The organism is Aquitalea aquatica, assembly GCF_013911085.1.
Lineage (GTDB): Bacteria > Pseudomonadota > Gammaproteobacteria > Burkholderiales > Chromobacteriaceae > Aquitalea > Aquitalea aquatica.
The window spans coordinates 26514-47070 of the sequence record NZ_JACERN010000024.1; the positions used below are offsets into that span (position 1 = coordinate 26514).

At 60.2% G+C, this 20557-nt stretch carries 15 protein-coding genes; 11 read left to right on the top strand and 4 right to left on the bottom strand.

The features are described 5' to 3' along the window. The first annotated feature begins 61 nt into the window (after nt 1-61). The 5 genes from H2Z84_RS08730 to H2Z84_RS08750 all read left to right on the top strand — a co-directional run bounded on the left by H2Z84_RS08730 (nt 62) and on the right by H2Z84_RS08750 (nt 4541). The gene (locus H2Z84_RS08730) at nt 62-607 is read left to right on the top strand and encodes an isochorismatase family protein (RefSeq protein ID WP_181835650.1); all 546 of its coding nucleotides are present in this window, start codon (nt 62-64) and stop codon (nt 605-607) included. Nucleotides 608-666: 59 nt separating this feature from the next. Beyond that, nucleotides 667-1575 carry an EamA family transporter gene (locus H2Z84_RS08735; RefSeq protein ID WP_181835651.1) on the top strand — a complete coding sequence of 303 codons (909 nt, stop codon included), beginning with the start codon at nt 667-669 and terminating at the stop codon, nt 1573-1575. After that, nucleotides 1565-2488: a GlxA family transcriptional regulator gene (locus H2Z84_RS08740; protein WP_181835652.1), complete on the top strand. Its 924-nt coding sequence runs from the start codon at nt 1565-1567 to the stop codon at nt 2486-2488. The genes H2Z84_RS08735 and H2Z84_RS08740 overlap by 11 nt, the downstream gene beginning before the upstream one ends. A gap of 104 nt (nt 2489-2592) precedes the next feature. Then, nucleotides 2593-3246: an LPP20 family lipoprotein gene (locus H2Z84_RS08745; protein ID WP_258869346.1), complete on the top strand. Its 654-nt coding sequence runs from the start codon at nt 2593-2595 to the stop codon at nt 3244-3246. A gap of 65 nt (nt 3247-3311) precedes the next feature. Continuing rightward, entirely contained in the window at nt 3312-4541 is a 1230-nt protein-coding gene (locus tag H2Z84_RS08750) for a flagellar assembly protein T N-terminal domain-containing protein (protein WP_309545462.1), read from the top strand. A 70-nt stretch (nt 4542-4611) separates the two neighbouring features. On the opposite strand, the gene H2Z84_RS08755 is transcribed toward H2Z84_RS08750, so the two are convergent. Continuing rightward, nucleotides 4612-5088: a GNAT family N-acetyltransferase gene (locus H2Z84_RS08755; RefSeq protein ID WP_181835655.1), complete on the bottom strand. Its 477-nt coding sequence runs from the start codon at nt 5086-5088 to the stop codon at nt 4612-4614. A gap of 105 nt (nt 5089-5193) precedes the next feature. Continuing rightward, a complete protein-coding gene (locus tag H2Z84_RS08760; protein WP_181835656.1) occupies nt 5194-6063 on the bottom strand; it encodes a serine hydrolase in 870 nt (289 codons plus the stop codon). 236 nt (nt 6064-6299) lie between these two features. Here H2Z84_RS08760 and uvrB point away from each other — a divergent pair, with 236 nt between their 5' ends. Continuing rightward, a complete protein-coding gene (gene uvrB / locus H2Z84_RS08765; RefSeq protein ID WP_181835657.1) occupies nt 6300-8312 on the top strand; it encodes an excinuclease ABC subunit UvrB in 2013 nt (670 codons plus the stop codon). A gap of 71 nt (nt 8313-8383) precedes the next feature. Here uvrB and H2Z84_RS08770 read toward each other — a convergent pair whose 3' ends face one another. After that, a complete protein-coding gene (locus tag H2Z84_RS08770) occupies nt 8384-9367 on the bottom strand; it encodes a bile acid:sodium symporter family protein (RefSeq protein ID WP_181835658.1) in 984 nt (327 codons plus the stop codon). A gap of 99 nt (nt 9368-9466) precedes the next feature. Between H2Z84_RS08770 and H2Z84_RS08775 the strand changes: the two genes are divergently transcribed. Both H2Z84_RS08775 and H2Z84_RS08780 read left to right on the top strand, forming a co-directional pair. Further along, nucleotides 9467-10402, top strand: coding sequence for a LysR family transcriptional regulator (locus H2Z84_RS08775; protein WP_181835659.1), 936 nt, complete (start codon nt 9467-9469; stop codon nt 10400-10402). A gap of 68 nt (nt 10403-10470) precedes the next feature. After that, the gene (locus H2Z84_RS08780) at nt 10471-11079 is read left to right on the top strand and encodes a hypothetical protein (protein WP_181835660.1); all 609 of its coding nucleotides are present in this window, start codon (nt 10471-10473) and stop codon (nt 11077-11079) included. A 61-nt stretch (nt 11080-11140) separates the two neighbouring features. Here the strand turns inward: H2Z84_RS08780 and H2Z84_RS08785 are convergent, their stop codons facing one another. After that, complete coding sequence (locus tag H2Z84_RS08785) at nt 11141-12718, bottom strand: methyl-accepting chemotaxis protein (RefSeq protein ID WP_181835661.1); 1578 nt, start codon at nt 12716-12718, stop codon at nt 11141-11143. Nucleotides 12719-13147: 429 nt separating this feature from the next. Between H2Z84_RS08785 and H2Z84_RS08790 the strand changes: the two genes are divergently transcribed. The 3 genes from H2Z84_RS08790 (at nt 13148) to H2Z84_RS08800 (ending at nt 20519) form a co-directional block, all read left to right on the top strand. Beyond that, on the top strand, nt 13148-15337 hold the full coding sequence (locus H2Z84_RS08790; protein ID WP_181835662.1) for a methyl-accepting chemotaxis protein: 2190 nt from the start codon (nt 13148-13150) through the stop codon (nt 15335-15337). Nucleotides 15338-15552: 215 nt separating this feature from the next. Continuing rightward, complete coding sequence (locus H2Z84_RS08795) at nt 15553-19731, top strand: PAS domain S-box protein (RefSeq protein ID WP_181835663.1); 4179 nt, start codon at nt 15553-15555, stop codon at nt 19729-19731. 83 nt (nt 19732-19814) lie between these two features. After that, entirely contained in the window at nt 19815-20519 is a 705-nt protein-coding gene (locus H2Z84_RS08800; RefSeq protein WP_220272761.1) for a substrate-binding periplasmic protein, read from the top strand. Nucleotides 20520-20557: the final 38 nt, after the last annotated feature.

The window sequence follows — 20557 nt, forward strand, 5'->3', positions numbered from 1 at the left end:
CCTGCTACATGGCTCAAACAGTGGCTAGACTGTGTCCATATTTCTCCCAAGGACCACGACCATGAGCAAGGCAGCCCTGTTGGTAATCGATGTGCAGGATTCGTTTTTACAGCGCGACTACTGGGATGAAACCACCTTGCCGCCGTTTCGCCAGCATGTGCTGACGCTGATCGCCGGGGCGCGGGCGGCCGGGGTGCCGGTGGTGTATGTCTTGCACGAAGATGGCGACGGCCCGTTTGCCGCTGCCAGTGGGCTGGTGCGGCCCATGGCGTGGTTGCCGGACGCGCCGGATGCCATCTTCATCAAACACGTGCACAATGCTCTGCTGGATTCCGGCCTGCAGCCCTGGCTGGCCGAGCGCGGCATCCGCAAGCTGCTGGTGTCGGGCATTCGTACCGAGCAGTGCTGCGAAACCACCAGCCGGGTGGCGTCTGATCTGGGCTTTGCCGTGGATTTTGTCAGTGAAGCCACGCTCACCTTTGCCATGCGTCACCCGCTGAGCGACCGGCTGTTCAGTGCCGATGAAATCCGCGAAAAAACCGAGCTGGTGCTGGCTGGTCGCTTTGCCGACATCGTCACGGTGGAGCAGGCGCTGGCACGGCTGTAAACGACCCATTTATCCGCAAGCGGGCCATGGTGGCCTGCTGCCGTTACGGAGCAAGTTTCATGCCCTTGAAGGATGTTTTGCAGGCGCTGGCCATCGTGCTGATCTGGGGCGTCAATTTCGTGGTGATCAAGTACGGCGTGGCCGATGTGCCGCCGCTGTTGCTGGGGGCCTTGCGCTTCATGCTGGCGGCCTTTCCGGCGGTGCTGCTGGTGCGCCGGCCCAATCTGCCCTGGGTTTGGGTGGCGGCCTATGGTCTCTCTGTCGGCGTGGGGCAGTTTGCCTTTTTGTTTTCCGCCATCAAGCTGGGCATGCCAGCAGGGCTTGCCTCGGTAGTGTTGCAGTCGCAGGCCTTCTTTACCCTGATTCTGGCCGGGCTGATGCTGCATGAACGCTGGCAGGCGGCGCAGATTCTGGGCCTGCTGTGTGCCTGTGCTGGCCTCGCGCTGATTGGCCTCGCCAAGGGCGGCAGCATGACGGCCATCGGCTTTGGCCTGACCCTGGCGGCGGCTTTCTGCTGGGCCTCGTCCAACATCATCGTGCGGCTGATGGGCAAGGCCGGCCATACGGTGCAGCCGCTCAATCTGGTGGTGTGGTCCAGCCTGGTGCCGCCGCTGCCTTACCTGGCGCTGTCCTGGTGGCTGGAAGGGCCGGAGCGCATGGAAATCGCCTTGCGTCATTTTTCGCTGGGCTCCTTCCTGGCGGTGGCTTATCTCGCCTTCATGGCCACCTTGCTGGGCTATGGCATGTGGAGCCGTCTGCTCAGCCGCCACCCGGCCAACAAGGTAGCGCCGTTCTCGCTGCTGGTGCCGGTGGTGGGCGTACTCACCTCCGCCTTGTTACTGGGCGAACGGCTGAGCCTGTTGCAGGCCGCTGGCAGCTTGCTGTTGCTGGCTGGTCTGGTGGTGAATGTGTTTGGCGGCATGCTGCTGGCGCGCTGGCGGCGCGGGGCGCTGGCCCATGGCGCCTGAGGTCTGGTTTGTCCTGCCGCCACGTTTCATGCTGCTGGATTTTGCTGGCCCGGCGGAGGCCCTGCGCATTGCCAGCGAGTTTGGCGCAGATTTCAGCCTGCATTACGCGGGGGTAGCGTCCGAGGTTCGCTGCTCGCTGGGCTTGCCGCTGGGCGGCATGGCTGCGCTGCCACAGCAACTGCCGGATGACAGCCTGATCATCATCCCCGGTGCCGATTGCTCGGCCGAGGCTTATGCCATGCCCGAGGCGCGGCAAATTGCCGTCTGGCTGAGCCGTTGCTTTGATCCTCAGCGCCATGTGCTGGCCAGCATCTGCTCCGCCGCCTTGCTTGCCGGCATGGCCGGCTTGCTGGCGGGGCGGCAGTGCACCACCCATCACAGCCTGATTGCGCGCTTGCAAGCCAGCGACAGCAGCGCCCGCGTGCTGGAAAACCGGGTGTTTGTGCAGGATGGACCGGTGTGGACCAGTGCCGGCATCACTGCCGGTATTGATCTGGCGCTGCAGTTAATCAGCCTGCTGGCCAGTCCGGCCATTGCCCGTGATGTGGCGCGGGAAATGGTGGTGTACTTTCGCCGTTCCGGGCAGGATGCCCAACTCTCACCCTGGCTGGCCCATCGCAATCACCTGCACCCGGCAGTGCACAAGGTGCAGGATCTGATCGCCGCCAATCCACAGGATGACTGGAGCCTGCCGGCCCTGGCCGGCCTGGTGCATGTCAGCCCACGGCACTTGTCACGGCTGTTTCGCGAACATGCTGGTGTGTCGGTACATGATTATCATCTGGCGTTGCGGGCTGCCTTGGCCGGACAGTGGCGTACCGCCGGCCTGTCCAAGGAAAAGGCTGCACTGGCGGCCGGGTTTTCCTCGGCCCGGCAATGGCAGCGCGCCATGCAATCGGCCCGGACGGGCTGACAAAAATTAACTCAAGTTAACCTGTTGCCAGCCGATATAATGCTGACGCTGCGGGATGGACCCTCCGCAATCCGCATCCAGAACAAGTAGAAATGGTAATCGCCATGAACACCTGCACTCGCCGTATGGCCGCCGTATCCCTGTTGCTGGGCCTGACTGCCTGCGCCTCCGCCAGCCAGCCCGCCGCCGAGTCAGCCATGCGCCCCCAGGCCGAGTCGCCTGCCAGCGGTGGCAGCTTCACCGGTGTCGGCTATGCCGGCCCGGGTATCGAACCGGAAGCCCCCAAAGTCGTGGTGAAGGAGGTTAATCCCTACGCACCGGTGATCATCCGGGCTACCGGCAATGGTGCCGCACCGTATACCTCGGCATTGACCCCATCGCAGCGCAAGCTGCTGTCGATGCGTGCTGCCCGGCTGGATGCTTTCCGCTCCATCGCCGAACAGGTGCAGGGCATGAAGCTGGTGGGTAACAGCTCGGTGGCCAATATGGTGGCGACCAGCGACGGCTTCCGTACCTATGTCGATGCCTATCTGCGCGGTGTGCGCATGGTATCCACCAATATGCTGCCGGATGGCACCAGCGAGGTCGTGGCAGAAATCACCCTGGATCAGGATTTCTACAAGCAATATAAGAATGCGCTGGAAAAAACTGGTAGTGTGATGAAGGCAGCCCAGCAAAATGGTGTTGCTGGTGTCGAGTGCACCGAGGGCAACTGCGGAGCCTCGCGTTACGAAAGCAATTTTTACGTAGCCCACTGATGACGATACGTTTGCTTACCTGCAAAGTTGCCGCCCTTGTGGCGGCTTTTGCTTTGTGCGCCCCGGTGTGGGCCGCGCCAATTACCGCCGAAGGCATGGCCGCCATGGATGCCGGTAGTCCGGCGGCGCGTGAAATGGCGATTCGCGATGCCTTGCAGCAGGCTGCCATCAGCAATGGTGCCGAGCTGCAATCGCTGCAATTGATGGAGTCGGGCAATGTCAGCGAAAGTAGCGTGCTGTCTGCGCCATCGCTGCAGGGCAAGGTCAAGATACTGCAGGAGTTCAGCAGCGACGGTGTGTATCACGTGCGGCTGAGCATAGACCCGCAAGCCAGTGCAACCGGACCGGTGGGCAGTGCGCCCAAGCCGGCGCAAAGCGCCAGCTGTGGCATGCCGGCGGGGCGTGTGCTGCGTCGCAAGCTGCTGACCACCTATTTTTATGTGGTTAATCCGTCCGAGGCCAACGACCTGCAGGATCTGGCCACGGCTCTGCCCGGTGAGATGGCGCGCCGGCTGCGGCTGCAAGGGCAGTTTGACGTGCGCAATGCCAGCCGCCTGACCGTGCTGAGCAATATGGCAGCCGACGAGCCGGTCGCCGGCTGGGATACCGTGCGCGAGTTGGGCCGGCGCGAGGACGTGCAGTTCGTGATCGCCGGGCGGGTGTTGTCTACCGCCGTGGTGGGCAAGAGCCTGCGCCACACCATGTATGAATCCAACAATACCAGCCAGCAGGGCGCCTATTACACCGGACCGCTGGCCGGACTGTTTGGCGGTGCGCTCAAGTACGCGCCATCAGCACGGCAGTTCGATATGGAATTGTGGGTATATGACGCGCTGACCGGCGCGGTACTGGCCGACCAGCGCTTCAGCCGTTTAGCCCAGGGCAAGGTGGTGGCGCAGCTGCCGGCACCGTTTGCCACCAGCGCTTTCTGGCAGGGTGACTATGGCAAGGTGGTGGATGGCCTGCTGGATCAGGCTAGCCGCCAGCTGGTGGATCTGGTCAGCTGCATTCCCTTGTCGGCCAAGGTGGTGAAAGTGGAAGATGGCCGGCAGCTGTTCATCAATGTGGGTGGGCTGGACGGCATGAAGGTGGGCGACCAGATGCTGCTGTACAAGCCGCGCTCGGCGCAGATTCTGCGCAGTGGTGGCGGCGTGCGCGAACTGGGTGTACCTGAAGATTTGTCCGGCACCATCACCATTACCCAGGTGCAGCCCAATTTCTCCATCGCCCAGGTGCAAAGCGCCCGGCTCAAGGTGGAAGAGGGCGATTACGTCCGCTTCATGACCCGGCGTTAAATCCCGCATCACCAAGAAGAAGCCCCGCCAGAGCGCGGGGCTTTTGCATGTGGCTGGCCTGGCTTCAGGCCTATTCGGCAAACTGCAGTAGGGCGTCACCAGCCAGACGGTAGCGGATCCATTCGGACTGAGCGGACGCGCCAAAGGATTCGTAAAAATCAATGGCTGGCTGGTTCCAGTCCAGCACACTCCACTCGAAGCGGCCACAGCCCTTGGCTACCGCCAGTTGCGCCAGATGGCGCAGCAACTTCTTGCCCGCACCGCTGCCGCGAGCGGCCGGGGTGATGTACAGATCTTCCAGATAGAGGCCGGATTTGCCCAGCCAGGTGGAATAGCTGAAAAAATACACTGCATAGCCAACCGGTTGGCCGTGCTGCAGGCAGATCAGGCTTTCGGCACTGGCTTCGGCACCAAACAGCGAGTTTTCAATATCGACCACGCTGGCGACTACTTCCTGTTCGGCCTTTTCATAGATGGCCAGCTCACGGATGTAATGCAGGATCAGCGCCGCATCGGCGCGGGTGGCCGGGCGAATTTCTATGCTCACAAGCAACTCCTGGTTAGCGCGGGGCAGCCCGCTTCAATATGGCAAGTGCAATGAAAAGGGCCGGTTTGCCCGGCCCAACATGTCTGGAATACCAACAAGCGGCGATCAGCCAGCCAGCCAGTTACCCGGATGGGCCTCCAGCCAGGTCTTGATGTTGCGGGCATCGTTGACGCGGGCCGAGTTACCACCGGCAGCCAGCAGTACGATGATCAAGGGCTGCGAACCCACCGTCGCCTGCATCACCATGCAGCGGCCGGCTTCCTGGATGTAGCCGGTTTTCTGGATGCTGATGTCCCAATTACCTTCGCGCACCAGCGCATTGCTGTTGCGGTACTGCAGCACACGGTTGCGTACCGAGACAATCTGGTGTTCCGGCGTAGTGGTAAAGGCGCGGATCAGCGGGTAGCTGTGGGCCGCCTTCACCATGCGCGCCAGATCACCGGCGGTGGAGGTGTTGCGCAGATCGAGGCCGGTGGGGTCGTAGAACACGGTTTCGTTCATGCCCAGGCTGCGTGCCTTGCGGTTCATGCGCTCGACGAAGGCCGCGGTGCCACCCGGCAGGGCGGTGCGGGCCAGCGTGGCTGCCGCGCGGTTTTCCGAGGACATCAGCGCCAGCAACAGCATTTCCTTGCGTTGCAGCGTGGTGCCTACGGCTAGCCGCGAGGTGGTGTTTTTCAGGCGGTCGATTTCGGCATCAGATACCGAAACCTCCTGTTCCAGCGATACGCCTGAATCCAGCAGCACCATGGCTGTCATCAGCTTGGTGATGGAGGCAATCGGCATGCGTTGATGGATGTTCTTTTCATACAGCGGCTCGCCAGTGGTGCCGTTCAGCACCAGTACCGAGTGCGAACTCAGGCGCGGCACTGCATGGTCGGCCATTTGGCTGGCGACCATGACGCCGGCAGGCGGAGCGGCCACTGCCGGCATCGCCAGGGCGGCGGAAACCAGCAGGGCGGCAAATTTTCTCAGCATAAGAGATACACTCCCGTGTCTTGTCGTTGGAGATACAACCTGTCAGAAATCATGCGTGCATCATATTGATGTGCAAGGATTCTTCATCTCGCCTCGTGATCGGGCTGCTTGTATTTTAAACAATGTTTTGCCTCTCCGGCAGGCAATTTTGCAGGTAAAAATCAATTACGCAGCAAGAGTGAGTTAAAAACGTTATAGGCGTAAAATCGATGGACTTGAACCTGCTCAGAAAAGCCATGCTGCTTACATTTCCGGATAGCCCGTTTCGCCTGCACCAGCCCTTCGCTCCGGCTGGCGATCAGCCCACCGCCATTGCCCAACTGGTAGAGGGGCTGGAGGATGGCCTGTCTTACCAGACCCTATTGGGGGTGACTGGCTCCGGCAAGACCTTCACCATGGCCAATGTCATCGCCCGTACCGGCAGGCCCGCCATCATCATGGCCCACAACAAGACGCTGGCGGCACAGCTGTACAGCGAGATGCGCGAGTTTTTCCCGGAAAACGCGGTCGAGTATTTTGTTTCCTACTACGATTACTACCAGCCGGAAGCCTACGTTCCCAGCCGCGACTTGTTCATCGAAAAAGATTCCAGCATCAACGAACATATCGAGCAGATGCGGCTGTCTGCCACCAAGTCCATCCTGGAACGGCCGGACTGCATCATCGTGGCTACGGTATCGGCCATCTATGGTATTGGCGACCCCTCCGACTATCACCAGATGATCCTGCACCTGAAAGAGGGCGAAAACACCCCGCAGCGCAGCATCATCAGCCGCCTCACCACCATGCAGTACGACCGCAATGACGTCGATTTCGGCCGCGGTACCTTCCGTGTGCGTGGCGACGTGATCGACATCTTTCCGGCAGAAAGCAGCGACACCGCCCTGCGCGTCAGCCTGTTCGATGATGAGGTTGAAACGCTCACCCTGTTCGATCCGTTGACAGGTGTCACCAAACAGCGGGTGGGCCGCTATACCGTGTTCCCCTCCAGCCACTATGTGACACCGCGCGACACCGTGCTCAAAGCCTGCGAGAAGATCAAGCTGGAACTGGCCGAGCGCGTGGCCTGGTATCTGAAGGAGGGCAAGCTGGTAGAGGCGCAGCGTATCGAACAGCGCACGCGCTTTGATCTGGAAATGCTGTACGAGATGGGCTTCTGCAAGGGCATCGAAAACTACTCGCGCCATTTTTCCGGCCGTGCACCGGGCGATGCACCGCCGACGCTGATCGACTATCTACCGAAAAATGCGCTGATGTTCATCGATGAATCCCATGTTACCGTGCCCCAGGTGGGGGCGATGTACAAGGGCGATGCCGCGCGCAAGAGCAATCTGGTGGAGTACGCCTTCCGCCTGCCGTCGGCAGTGGACAACCGGCCGCTGAAATTCCACGAATTCGAACAGCTGATGCCGCAAACCATCTTTGTCTCTGCCACCCCGGCGGTGTATGAGAAAGAACATGCCGGCCAAGTGGTGGAGCAGGTGGTGCGGCCGACCGGGCTGGTCGACCCCATTATCGAAATCCGCCCGGTGGCCACCCAGGTGGACGATTTGCTGTCGGAAATCCGCTTGCGCATGGAGCTGGGCGAGCGCGTGCTGGTGACCACGCTCACCAAGCGCATGGCCGAGCAATTGGCGGATTACTACACCGAGCACGGCATCAAGGTGCGCTACCTGCACAGCGACATCGACACCGTGGAGCGGGTGGAAATCATCCGCGACCTGCGCTTGGGCATGTTCGACGTGCTGATCGGCATCAACCTGCTGCGCGAGGGGCTGGATATTCCGGAAGTGAGCCTGGTGGCGATTCTGGATGCCGACAAGGAAGGTTTCCTGCGCTCGGACCGCTCGTTGATCCAGACCATCGGCCGTGCCGCGCGTAACCTCAACGGCAAGGCGCTGCTGTACGCCGACCGCATTACCGATTCCATGCGCCGTGCCATGGATGAAACCGATCGCCGGCGTAACAAGCAACTGGCTTTCAATGCGGAGCACGGTATTGTGCCGCAGGGCATCAACAAGAAGATCAAGGACATCATCGACGGGGTCTACAGCGTGGAAGACCAGCGCAAACGACTGGTGGACGAGGCCAAGGTGGCCATGATGGACGAAAAGACCCTGGCCAAGGAAATCAAGCGCCTGGAAAAGGAAATGATGGAAGCGGCGCGCAATCTGGAGTTCGAAAAAGCCGCGCATGTGCGCGACGAGCTGAAGGCGCTGAAGGAAAAAATGTTCATCGGCGACCTGTAAGCCAGGTCAGGCTGCAAAAAGCCCCGTCGGTGTTATGCCGGCGGGGCTTTGTTATTGGGTGACCGTGCGTGTCAGGCCCGCTGGCTTGCTGCCTGTGCTGCAAGCTGCTGCTTGCGATAGCGCTGGGCCAGCACGGCACAGGTCATCAGCTGGATCTGATGAAACAGCATCAGCGGCAACACGATGGAGCCGATGGGGTGGCCGGCAAATAGCACCTTGGCCATCGGCACGCCGCTGGCCAGGCTTTTCTTGGATCCACAGAACACGATGGTGATCTGGTCGGCGCGGTCAAAGCCCAGCTTACGGCTGGAGTAAGCCGTCAGCCCCAGCAAAATGGCCAGCAGCAGGCAGCACACCACCAGCAGGCCCAGCAAGGATTGCGGCGGGGTTTGTTGCCACAGGCCGCTAATCACTGCGGCGCTGAAGGCGGTGTAGACCACTAGCAGGATGGAACCTTGGTCAACATAACGCAGCAGCGGCTTGTGCTTGTCCACCCAGCAGCCTATCCAGCGGCGAGCGATCTGGCCGGCAATAAAGGGCAGCAACAACTGCAACACGATGTCGGTGATGGAGCCCATGCCCTGATCGCTGCCGTGATGGCTGATTACCAGCATGCCCACCAGCAGCGGCGTGATGAAAATGCCGAAGATATTGGACGCGGTGGCACTGCAAATGGCCGCCGGGATATTGCCTTGAGCCATCGAGGTAAAGGCAATGGACGACTGTACCGTGGACGGCAGCATGCACAGATAGAGCACGCCCAGATACAGCTCCGGCGTCACCAGCGGGCCGAGCAGCGGCTTGAGCGCCAGCCCCAGCACCGGAAACAATAGAAAGGTGCAGACCAGTACCGTCAGATGCAGCTTCCAATGGGTGGCTCCGGTGATTACTGCTTCACGTGACAGCTTGGCGCCGTGCAGGAAAAACAGCAGGCCTATGGCCAGGGTGGTGATCAGGTTCATGGCCTGTGCCACCTCGCCCTGGCAGGGCAGCAGGCTGGCCAGGGTAACCGTGGCAATCAGCGCCAGGGTGAAGGAGTCGATCATTTTCAGCATGGGGTCACTCGTATCACGGCAAGGAATCAGCTTGCTATTGAAACCGCAAACGATTCAGACTACAAATTGATTTATCAGATCAATACATGATTTTTACTTATGAATATCAGTTTGCGCCAATTGCAGGTGTTTCGTGCGGTGGCCCGTTTGCGCAGCTTCAGCCGTGCCGGCGATGAAATCGGCCTGACCCAGCCCGCAGTCAGCCGCTGCGTGCGCGAACTGGAGGCTGAACTGGGTATGCGCCTGCTGGATCGCACCACACGAGAAGTGGAGCTGACTGCTGCCGGCCTGCGGTTTGCTGGCCAGCTGGGACGACAGCTGGACGAGCTGCAGCTCTTGCTGGAAGAGGCGCGCAAAGAGGGCGAGCAAGCGCATGGCACGGTGCACATTGCCAGCAGCCCCACCTTGTCGGCCAGCCTGATGCCAGCCTTGCTGGCACACTGCGCCCAGCAATACCCGCATATCCGGCCAGTGCTGCACGATCAGGTGCAGCGGCTCAACATCGATAGCGTACGCAGCGGCGAAGTGGATTTCGGCATTGTGGTGGAGCCGGATGCCATGGATGAGCTGGAGTGCCAGCCCTTGCTGGACGATGGTTTTTGGCTGATCTGCCGCGATGATCACCCGCTGGCCGACAAGTCCACGCTGAACTGGGCTGAACTGGATGGCCAGCCGCTGGTGTTGCTGGATTACAATTCGGGCAGCCGCCCCATCATCGACCGCATTCTGGCCAGCCATGGCGCACATTGCCCGGTGGTGCAGCAGCTGGGTCATTCCAGCTCGGTCTTTCAGATGGTGCAGGCCGGCATCGGCATCAGTGTGTCGCCTGGTCTGGCACTGCCGCTGCCGGCAGGGTCCAGGCTGGTGGTGCGTGCATTGGTGCCCGAGCAGCGCCGCACCATCATGCTGATACGTCGTCGCCAACGCTCACTGTCGCCGGTGGCGGAGCGCCTGTGGCAACTGGCGATGCAGCTGGGACCGCAATTGCAGGAAATCGCCAGCGCAAGCCACGCTGGCCATGCCGTCCTCGCCTGAACGATCAGGCGCGGTGGCCTTCAACCATCCGCTGTCATGGTGATGGCGGATTTACCCGGACAAGTGCAATGAAAAAACACGCTCGCCTGCTGGCGTTGGCGCTGGGCCTGCTCTGGCATGCTGCCAGCCAGGCAGATCAAACCATCGTGCTGTTCCGCCATGCGGAGAAGCCGGCGGCAGGCCTGGGGCAGCTTAGCTGTCAGGGCCTGAACCGCGCGCTGGCGCTGCCGGCGGTGCTACAGCGCAAGTTTGATCGACCCGCTGCCCTGTTTGCACCCAATCCCGGGGTACGCAAGAAGGATGGCGGAGTGGAGTACAACTATATCCGGCCGCTGGCCACTATTGAGCCCACTGCCATTGCGCTGGGTTTGCCGGTGAATACCGATTACGGGCTGGATGATCTGGCCGGGCTGGAGGCAGAGCTTGCCCGGCCGCAATACGCTGATGCTACTGTTTTTGTCGCCTGGGAGCACCGGCTGGTGGCCAAGCTGGCAGAGCGCTTGCTCCGTCAGAATGGGGCAGACCCGGCACAGGTGCCGACATGGCAGTCTGCTGATTTCGACAGCCTCTATATTGTCAGGCTGCGGCAACAGGACGGGCGACGTCTGGCCAGCTTCCACGTGGAGCAACAAGGGCTGAACCAGCAGTCGGCGGTTTGCCCTGGAGCCGTGGAGTAGGGCCGTTTAAGGCCGGACTCTCCGCGCGGTTTGCTTGGCAGCCCGGAGATGGGTAGGCCGGTCAGGTGCGAAAGCGGCTGACCACGCCTTGCATCTGGCCTGCCAGCTGTTCCAGTTCGCCGGCTGACTGCGAGGTGTGGCGGGCTGCGCCATGATTGTCCTCGGTCATCTTGGCCACTTTTTCCACCTGGGCGGCGATTTCATGGCTGGTGGCACTTTGCTGTTGCAGGGCGGTGGAGATGGCATTGATGGCCTGGATTACTTGCTCGGTGCCGCTCTGGATTTCGCTCATGCGCTCGCCAGCCTGCTTGGCCAGTTGCTCACCACTGCCCACCCGTAATACCACCTGCTCCATTTCCTTGGCCGCCGTGCCGGTGCTGCCCTGGATCTGGCTGATCATCTTGCCGATTTCCTGGGTCGAGCTGCTGGTGCGCTCCGCCAGCGAGCGCACTTCGTCTGCCACCACGGCAAAGCCGCGCCCCTGTTCGCCGGCGCGTGCCGCCTCGATAGAGGCGTTCAAGGCCAGCAGATTGGTCTGATCGGCGATTTCCTTGATTACCTGCACCACGGCAGAAATATTGCGTGAGTGCTGGTTCAGCTCTTGCACCGTATCGCTGGCACTGTGCACCGCGCTGACGATATGGCTCATTTCCGCAGCGGCATCGTGGATGATCTGCCCACCCTGGCGCGAAATATCGCCGGCACTGTGCGACAGCTGCAATGCGGTACCAGCATTATTGGCCACATGGTTCACGCTGACCGACATTTGCTCTACCGCCGCCGCCATCGAGGCGGCGGCTTCGTTCTGGCTATCCACGCTGCTAACGATTTCCCTGGCCGTGCCATATAGCACTACAGCCGAAGAAGACAGCTGCTGCGAGCCCTGCTGGAATTGTTGCACCATGGCATGGGTGTGCTCGATGAACTGGTTGACCGCCTGGGCGATGGCCGCCAGCTCATCCTTGCCGGTGGCCGGCAGGCGGGTTGCCAACTGCCCGGTGCTCAGTTGCTGCAAGGCTTGCAGCATGGGCTGCAGCGTGTTTCTCAGACCACGTGACATGCTGGTGACAAACAGCAGCAAGCAGCAGGCCAATACCATTAGCGGTGCCAGCACCAGCCAGAACTGCATGGCCAGCAGATCGGCCACCTTGGCTTTGGAGGCCGCGCAATCTCGGCTCATGCTGCTGATGGCGGCTTCCACCTCCTGTTGCAGTGGTACGAATTCCTTGTTGTACAAGGGAATAAGCTGATCGTTGGCGGCCTTGACATCGGTTTTGGCCTGGCTCATCAGGGCATGCGAGTCCTGGTCATAGCGCTGCCACTGAGTCCGGATATGCTGCGCCTGTTCCCGGATGGCCGGGCGGCGGGCCAGCTTTTCCAGCTGTGCCAGCTGCAGTTCGATGTTCTTTTCGGCATCAGCAAAAATCTTGGCGGTTTCCACCGTGGTGGGGTCTAGCTGGATGGTGGACAGGGCACTGGCCTTGACCTCCAGCAGGCGCTGCACATGCTCGGTACGCCGGCTTAGATCATTCTGGTTGCTCTGCAAATTGCTGAGGCTGATGAACACTGCCACACCAATGGCAATAAAGCCCAGAATCGTAAGCGCACTAAGTAGCTGCATTTTTCTGGCGATGCTCATCTTTTCCCCTTTCGAACCTGAAATTTTCTGCCGCCTGGCCGCTCCTCACCGCGTATCCCTGGCGGGAGAGGCGCTGCTGCTGACTGACAGCTCGGCTGGCGGACGTATTTCTACTCTATAGCATGTAAGTGTCGGTACTGATTTTATATTTAAATGTCATTAAGGTGTTGCGATAGCGCAAGATGGGTGGCCAAGCACAATTTTCTTTTGCCTGATGTGCTGTGACCTCGCTACTTTTTCCTCCCTCATGGTGGGATATTTTTAATTAAATTAACTTGTTATCTACTGCGATTGGTCATCAAAGAGCGTGGGTGATCGTACGCGGTGGCTGTCGCAGGGGGAAAATTCGCTGATCTCGGTGCAAAGTCTTCTATAACTCTCTTAACGGTATTTTTCTGTTTGTCATATTTAATCGGAAAACAAGTTGACATGACAAAAACACGCCTGTCTCCCTGGAGAGCATTTCTTTACTTCCGCTTGTTCTGGCTGCTGCTGTTGTTTGCCTTGTTGTTTGGTGCTAGCCAGTGGTGGCTGCGACATCTGTACAGCGAGCGGCTGGCTGAGGCCCGCCAGCAGGTGATCCAGCAGGAGGCTATGCCACAGCTGGAGCGCAAGCGCCGGCAACTGCAAGACATGTTCAATACCATGTATGAAAACAGCCGTACCATCAGCCTGCTGCCGAGTGTGCGGCAGATTCAGGGTGGTAACAGGGCCGACGAAAAAGAAGATGTGGTGACGGGTCATCGCTTTACGGCGGATGCCTTCAATACGGTTCAGCAGATTTTCAACAATATGGTCAGCCGTACCCGGGTGTCCGAGGTGTATGCGGTGATGGACGGGCTGGACTACAAAAAAGGCCAGGTACCGTTTTTCATGTTTGACACCGTGCGGCTGGAGCCTGAGGCCGGCAAGAAAGAAGACGACGAAGCCAAGAGCAAGGACCCTGACCAGCCAGAGCAACTGGAAGATGAGGAATACAGCTATTTCCCGCGCCAGCTGGCCGAACTGAAAGCGGCCTATCCGCGTTTCAACTTCAAGGTGCTGGATGATATTCCGGCCGCCACATCGCCGCTGATGCGTACCTGTGACAATACCCAGTACTACTCCAAAGCGCAGTGCAATGTGTATGACGCCTCCGGCTTTCTGTATTCGGTGCCGGTGTACAGCAACGAACATGCGTTTATCGGCGTCATTTCCTCCATTGTTCGTGCCAATGTTTTCGAGGCGGCGCTGCTGGACATGCCATATCTGGTCCTGACTGGCAAAGACCGTGAAGAAGCCGCCAAGAGCGGGCTGAAAATGCCGGTGGAGGCCGCCGGTTTCGCACTGGTGAATGCCGATCGCGGTATCCGTATTTTTGACCGACGCAACACCGTGCTGCCGGATCTGCTGGCCGGCAAGAGCAATGCCGAAGCCCAGGGCGGCGCCTTGCTCAGCCTGCCTTTGCAGATACACAGCGACAAAGCCTGGCTGGTGTATTACCACCTGACACCGGCGCAGCTGGCGCAAAAGCTGGCACCGCTGCAAGCCAGCCAGCGCAATACCATGCTGAGCGTAGTACTGGTCATGGGTTTGCTGTTGTTGTTTGGCCTGTTCGTGGTCTACCGGCAATACCTGACCTTCAAGCAGATTTATGATTTGCGGCGCATTGAAAAAACCATGATTGCGGTGGCTGATAATTTCGACCTGACCTGCCGGGTGGAAGGCTTGTGCAGCAAACAGGCCGAGCGGGCTGGCCGGGCGCTGAACAATCTGCTGCAAGCCTTGCAGGACAGCATGTTGGAGGTAGAGCAGCGTTTGCAGCAGGTCGTGATGGCCAATCGCAATATGGGTAGCGCCTCGCAGCATCTGACTGCGGTGGCCGAGGCCGGTGAGCGTGCTTCGCAGCATATCGACCAGGAATTGCAGCAGCTCAATGGCGGCATGTTGGACATCCTGCAGAAGACCGGACAAGCAGCCGGGCTGTGTACGGAATCGGCGGCGCGGGCAAGGCAGAACAACGAGGCCATCCAGACCGCTTTGGGTGATATCCGTTCGGTGGCTGCCGCTGTTGGCCAGACGGCAACATGCCTGCATCAGTTGCAGGACTCCAGTGCCGCCATTACCAAGATTGTCGGGGTGATCGAGTCGCTGGCGGATCAGACCAACCTGCTGGCATTGAATGCGGCCATTGAAGCTGCGCGCGCCGGTGAGTCAGGCCGCGGCTTTGCCGTGGTGGCGGACGAGGTGCGCAAGCTGGCCGACTCCACCAGCCGCTCTACTGGCGAAATCGACACCATTGTCAAATCCATTGGTAGCCAGGTGCAGGTGGCGGTGCGCGACATGCAAGAGGTTGAGGCCAGTGTCAGCACCAGCGTGGACAATATCAGCCAGGCCGGCGATGCGGTGAAGTGCATCAGCCTGCAGTCCGATCAAGTGGTGCAGCTGGTGGGTAGTGTCAGCCAGAAAGTGGCAGTGCAGCAGCAAAGCTGCGCCGAGGTGGCCAATGACGTCAGCGGTATTGCCGGCAATGCCTCGGAAACCCGTAGCGAGGTGGATGCCACCAACCAGGCGCTGAGTGCACTGGATAGCCAGGTCGAGCATATTCATGCCATCGTGGCCCGCTTCCGGCTGCGCTAAGCTGAAGTGGCAGCGGTGGCGGCAAATCAGCAGGAACAGCCGCAGTTTTAATCATTTTCTATCGAAAGATGGATTTTATGATGGAAATATATAGATAATCAGCTGCTTTTTGCATGATTTTTCCGCATGGCCAGCCCGCCCGCTGACTGCAAGGCTGTCGGGGCCGGGCTGGCTTTTTCGAGGCAGCCCCTTCACTGCTTAAGGCAATGGCTGGCATGGTCGCGTCTGTTCGTAATCGTTATATCCGCCTGGTTGTCGTGGCCTATTGCGTACTGGCCATGCTGTGGATTCTGCTGTCGGATAGCTTGCTCAGCCTGCTGGCTGATGCCGACACCATGCTGCAGTTGTCCACCTACAAAGGCGGTGTGTTTGTCCTGATGACCGCCGTCATGCTGTTCTTTTCCCTGCGTGCCGTGCCTGCAGCCGAGCCTTCCCCGACCGCAGGCTTGCTGGAAAACTGGGCCGAGCGCATGGGCCATGACCGTATTGCCCCCTGGCTGGGCTATCTGCTGGCGGTGATACTGGCAGTGGCGGTGCTGGGCTTGCGCCATTTGCTGCCAATCAGCGTGTACCAGCGGCCCATGCTCATCGTATTCATGTTCCCCATCATACTCAGCGCCTTGCTGGGTGGACTGGGGCCGGGGTTGCTGGCGACTGCGTTGACGGTCGCCGGGGTCGACTGGCTGGCCACACCGCATTTCCACAGCAGCGCGGCTGAACCGTACATTACCTTGCAATGGGGTTTTCTCGCCTTGTGCGGTGGTGCTGTCAGCTTGTTCAGCGGTTTGCTGCGCCAGCTGGCCAAACGCAATGAAACCCATCGCAATTTGCTGGAAGCCGTGGTGGCGGGTACCTCGGATGCGATTTTCGTCAAGGACCGGCAGGGGCGCTACCTGATGGTGAATGCCGCGGCTGCCCGCATGGTGGGGCGCGAGGTGAGCACCATTATCGGCGAGGATGATCATGCCTTGTTTGATGCGGCCTCTGCTGCCGAGCTGATGGTGCTGGACGATGCCATCATGCGTAGCGGCAGCTTGCACATGCATGAAGAGTTCCTGCGCCTGCAAGATGGCTCCGAGCTGGTGTTCCAGGTGAGCAAGGGGCCGGTATTTGATGCCGATGGTCAGGTGGTCGGCCTGTTCGGCATTTCGCGCGATATCAGCCGCCACAAGCAGGCCGAACAGGAATTACAGGAGAGCGAAGCGGCCTTGCGTGCGGCGCAGCGCCTGGCGGGTATTGGCAACTGGAGCTGGGATCTGGCCAGCGATCATCATGTCTGGTCCAGCGAGGTGTACCACCTTTATGGCCGTTCGCCGGCATTGCCGCCAGCAGTCTATCCCGAAGTCTGTGCGTATTTCACCGCCGAAAGCTGGGCCGTTTTGTCTGCCCTCGTGGAGCAGTGCCTGCAGGATGGCCAGCCCTATCAGTGTGATGCGGAAGTGCTGCGGCCCGATGGTGAACAACGCTGGATCACCGTGCGTGGCGAAGCCGTGCATGACAGCACTGGCCGGCTGCTGCGCTTGCAGGGCACGGTGCAGGATATCAGCGAACGCATGCGGCTGACTTTGCAGATCCGCAGCAGCGAGCGCCGGCTGCAGCAGGTGGTGGAGGCGACCAGCGACGGCTTCTGGGACTGGGACTTGCGCAGCGGCCATATCTACCGTTCTGCCCGCTATTACGCGCTGACAGGCTACCGACCGGAGGACGACACACACGATATCGGCTTTTTCAAGCAACTGTTGCTGCCGGATGATCTGGGCGTATGGCAACAGGCTTTGCAAGAGCACTTGCGTGGCGAAACCACCTTGATGGAGTTTGATGTGCGGCTGATCACCCGTACTGGCGAATTGCGCTGGGTGAGAGTGCGCGGGCGGGCGGTGGAACGCAATGAAATTGGCGAGGTGCAGCGACTGGTCGGCACCCTGTCCGACATCACCGAGCGTCGCCGGTTGGATGAGGATTTGCGCTTTGTGCTGAACGAGGCGGGTGATGCCATCTGGATTGCCGATGAACAGGGCCAGTATCTGTTTGCCAATCCTTCAGCCTGCCGCATGACCGGTCACGACCAGGCCCAGTTGCAACAGATGCATCTGGGAGACCTGCTGGCTCCGGCCAGCCTGCCGGTGTTGCCGGAACATCTGCGCCAGCTGGAGCAGCAGCGCTTCATCCGCAGTGAATGGACGCTGCAGCGGCTGGATGGCAGCGAGGTGCTGGCCGAACTAACCACGGTGCACATGCAGGATGGCCGCTACATGGCTTTTGGCCGCGACCTGAGCGAAAAGAAACAGGCGGAACAGACTCTGCTGCAGCGCGAGCAGCAGTTGGCGCGTGTGCTGGAAGGCTCCGACCAGGGGTATTGGGACTGGAATATCCAGACCGATGATTTCCAGGTCAGCAAGCGCTGGAAGGAAATGCTGGGCTATGCCCCGGACTGCGGCGACATCACGCGCCAGAGCTGGCTGGGCCATATCCATCCGGAAGATTACCCCCAGGTGGACGTGGCTTTGCAGCGCCATCTGGCAGGCCAGACACCGGCGTACGAAATGGAAATGCGCTGCCGCAGCCTGGCCGGTGGCTGGCGCTGGATATTGTCACGGGGGCGGGTGGTGGAGCACGACGGCCAGGGCCGGCCCTTGATGATGTCCGGCACGCATACCGACATCACCGAGCACAAGATTTACGCGCTGGCCCAGAAAGAAGCGGCCATCGTGTTTGACAGCAGCTATGAAGGCATCATGGTCGTCTCGCCGGCCCGGCTGATGACCAAGGTGAATGCGGCGTTTACCCGCATCACCGGCTACTGCGAAGAAGAAGCCATCGGGCGTTCGCCAGCCATCCTGTCATCCGGCCAGCACGGACCTGCTTTCTATCAGGAGCTGTGGTCCATGGTGCAGCAGCATGATTTCTGGCGTGGCGAAATCTGGAACCGGCGCAAGAATGGTGATCTGTACGCCGAGCTGCTGTCGATCTCGGTGGTGCGCGACCAGTTTGGTCAGATCCAGCACTATATCGGCATCTTCTCCGACATTACCCAGTTGAAGGCGCATGAAGCCGAGCTGAACCGCATTGCCAATTTCGATCCGCTCACTGGCGTGCCCAATCGCCGCTTACTGTCCGACCGACTAGAGCAGGCCTTGATCCGCAGCCGGCGCAGTGGCGAGTCCTGCGCCGTGTGTTTTCTTGATCTGGATGGCTTCAAGGCTGTCAACGACCTGCATGGCCACGATGCGGGCGACCAGTTGCTGATAGCGGTGACCGAGCGGTTGAAGTCGGTGCTGCGTGCCGACGACACCCTGGCGCGGCTGGGCGGCGACGAATTTGTGCTGCTGCTGTCGGGGCTGGCGGGTAGCGACGAATGCATCCCGGTGCTTGATCGCGTGCTCAGTGCCGTGCGCCAGGAAGTCAGCCTGCCGGCGGCTGCCATCTGCACCAGTGCCAGTGTGGGCGTCACCCTCTATCCGCTGGACGACGCCGATGCCGACACTTTGCTGCGTCACGCCGATCAGGCCATGTACCAGGCCAAGGCATCTGGCAAGAACCGCTACCAGCTGTTCGACCCGGAAAGCGACCGCAAGGCCCAGTTGCACCGCCGCACGCTGGAGTCGTTGGGGCAGGCCTTGCAGCAGCAACAATTCCTGCTGTATTACCAGCCCAAGGTCGATCTGGGTTCCGGCCGCATCATCGGCGTAGAAGCGCTGATACGCTGGCAGAACCCCGAGCGTGGCTTGCTGGCCCCGGCGGCTTTCCTGCCCACCTTGCAAGGGAGCGAGCTGGAAACCGCTTTTGGCCGCTGGGTGCTGGATGAGGGCGTGGCGCAAGCCGCCCGCTGGCAGGAGCAGGGCCTGGAGATGGCGATCAGCATCAATGTCAGTGCCAATTACTTGCTGCATGACGATTTTTATCACCATCTGCAACAGGCACTGCATCACTATCCGAAGCTCCAGCCCGCACTGCTGGAGCTGGAAGTGCTGGAGTCGGCAGCACTGGCCGACATGGATCAGGCCCTGGCCGTGTTGCAGCAATGCCGGGCACTTGGGGTGCACTTTGCTCTGGACGACTTCGGCACGGGCTATTCTTCGCTGACGTATTTGCGCAAGCTGCCGCTGGATACCCTGAAAATCGATCAAAGTTTCGTATCCAACATGCTGGATGATGCAGATGATCTGGGCATTGTCGCCAGCGTCATCCAGCTGGCTGAAGTATTCCAGCGACAAGTGATTGCCGAGGGAGTGGAAACCATGGCGCATGGAGCAGTCCTGCTGCAGATGGGCTGTCGCCTGGTACAAGGCTATGGCATTGCCCGGCCCATGCCGGCAGCAGAACTGGAAGGGTGGTGCCGGCAGTGGCAACTGCAGGGACTGTGGCGAAAACTGGGCGACGGGCCCGTCATCTGATGACGGTAGCGACTGACGCAGCGCAGAGTAGGGTAGTACGGCTGATGACAAGACTGGGCAGTTTGTTGGCGGGATGGTGCTTGATGTTGTTTGGCATGCCGGTGCTGGCCTTGCCGGCCAATAACGTGGTGTTGCAGATCGGTTTTGGCAGTAACAAGCCACCCTATATCTTTGAAGCAGAGCGCCGTGGGCTGGAGCTGGATATCGTCGTGGCAGCCGCACGGCGTGCCGGCATGGAGGTGCGACCTTTCTTTGCGCCGATGGAGCGCTTGCAGAGCATGTTGCAGCAAGGCCGGCTGGATGGTATTGCCACCACCAATCCCTATAGCGGGCTGACCGCCTATTTTTCCCAGCCCTATCTGGAATATCACAATGTGGTGGTGGCGCTGGCCCAGCGGCAGCTGACGATTCGCGATATCAGCGATCTGCAACGTTATTCCATCAGTAGTTTCCAGCGAGCGCGCCAGCTGCTAGGCCCGTCGTTCGAAGCCATGGCCAATGCCAATACCCGTTACCGGGAAGAGGGGGATCAAAAAGTCCGTAACCGTCTGCTGTATGCCGGCCGGGTTGATACCATCGTGGGCGACTGGCGCATCATCAGCCATTTCACGCAGGAGATGAGCGCCGAGCAGGGATCTCTCCCGCCGGTGACCGTTTACCACCTGTTTGCTCCCACCCCGTATCAGATGGCATTTCGCTATGCCTGGCAGCGCGACAACTTTGACCGTGGTCTGGCCCTGCTGCGCCAGAGCGGCGCCTACCGCGAGATCGAAGCCCGCTACGATTAAACGGCAGTTCACGCACAGTTCTGAATCGTGCGCAGGTA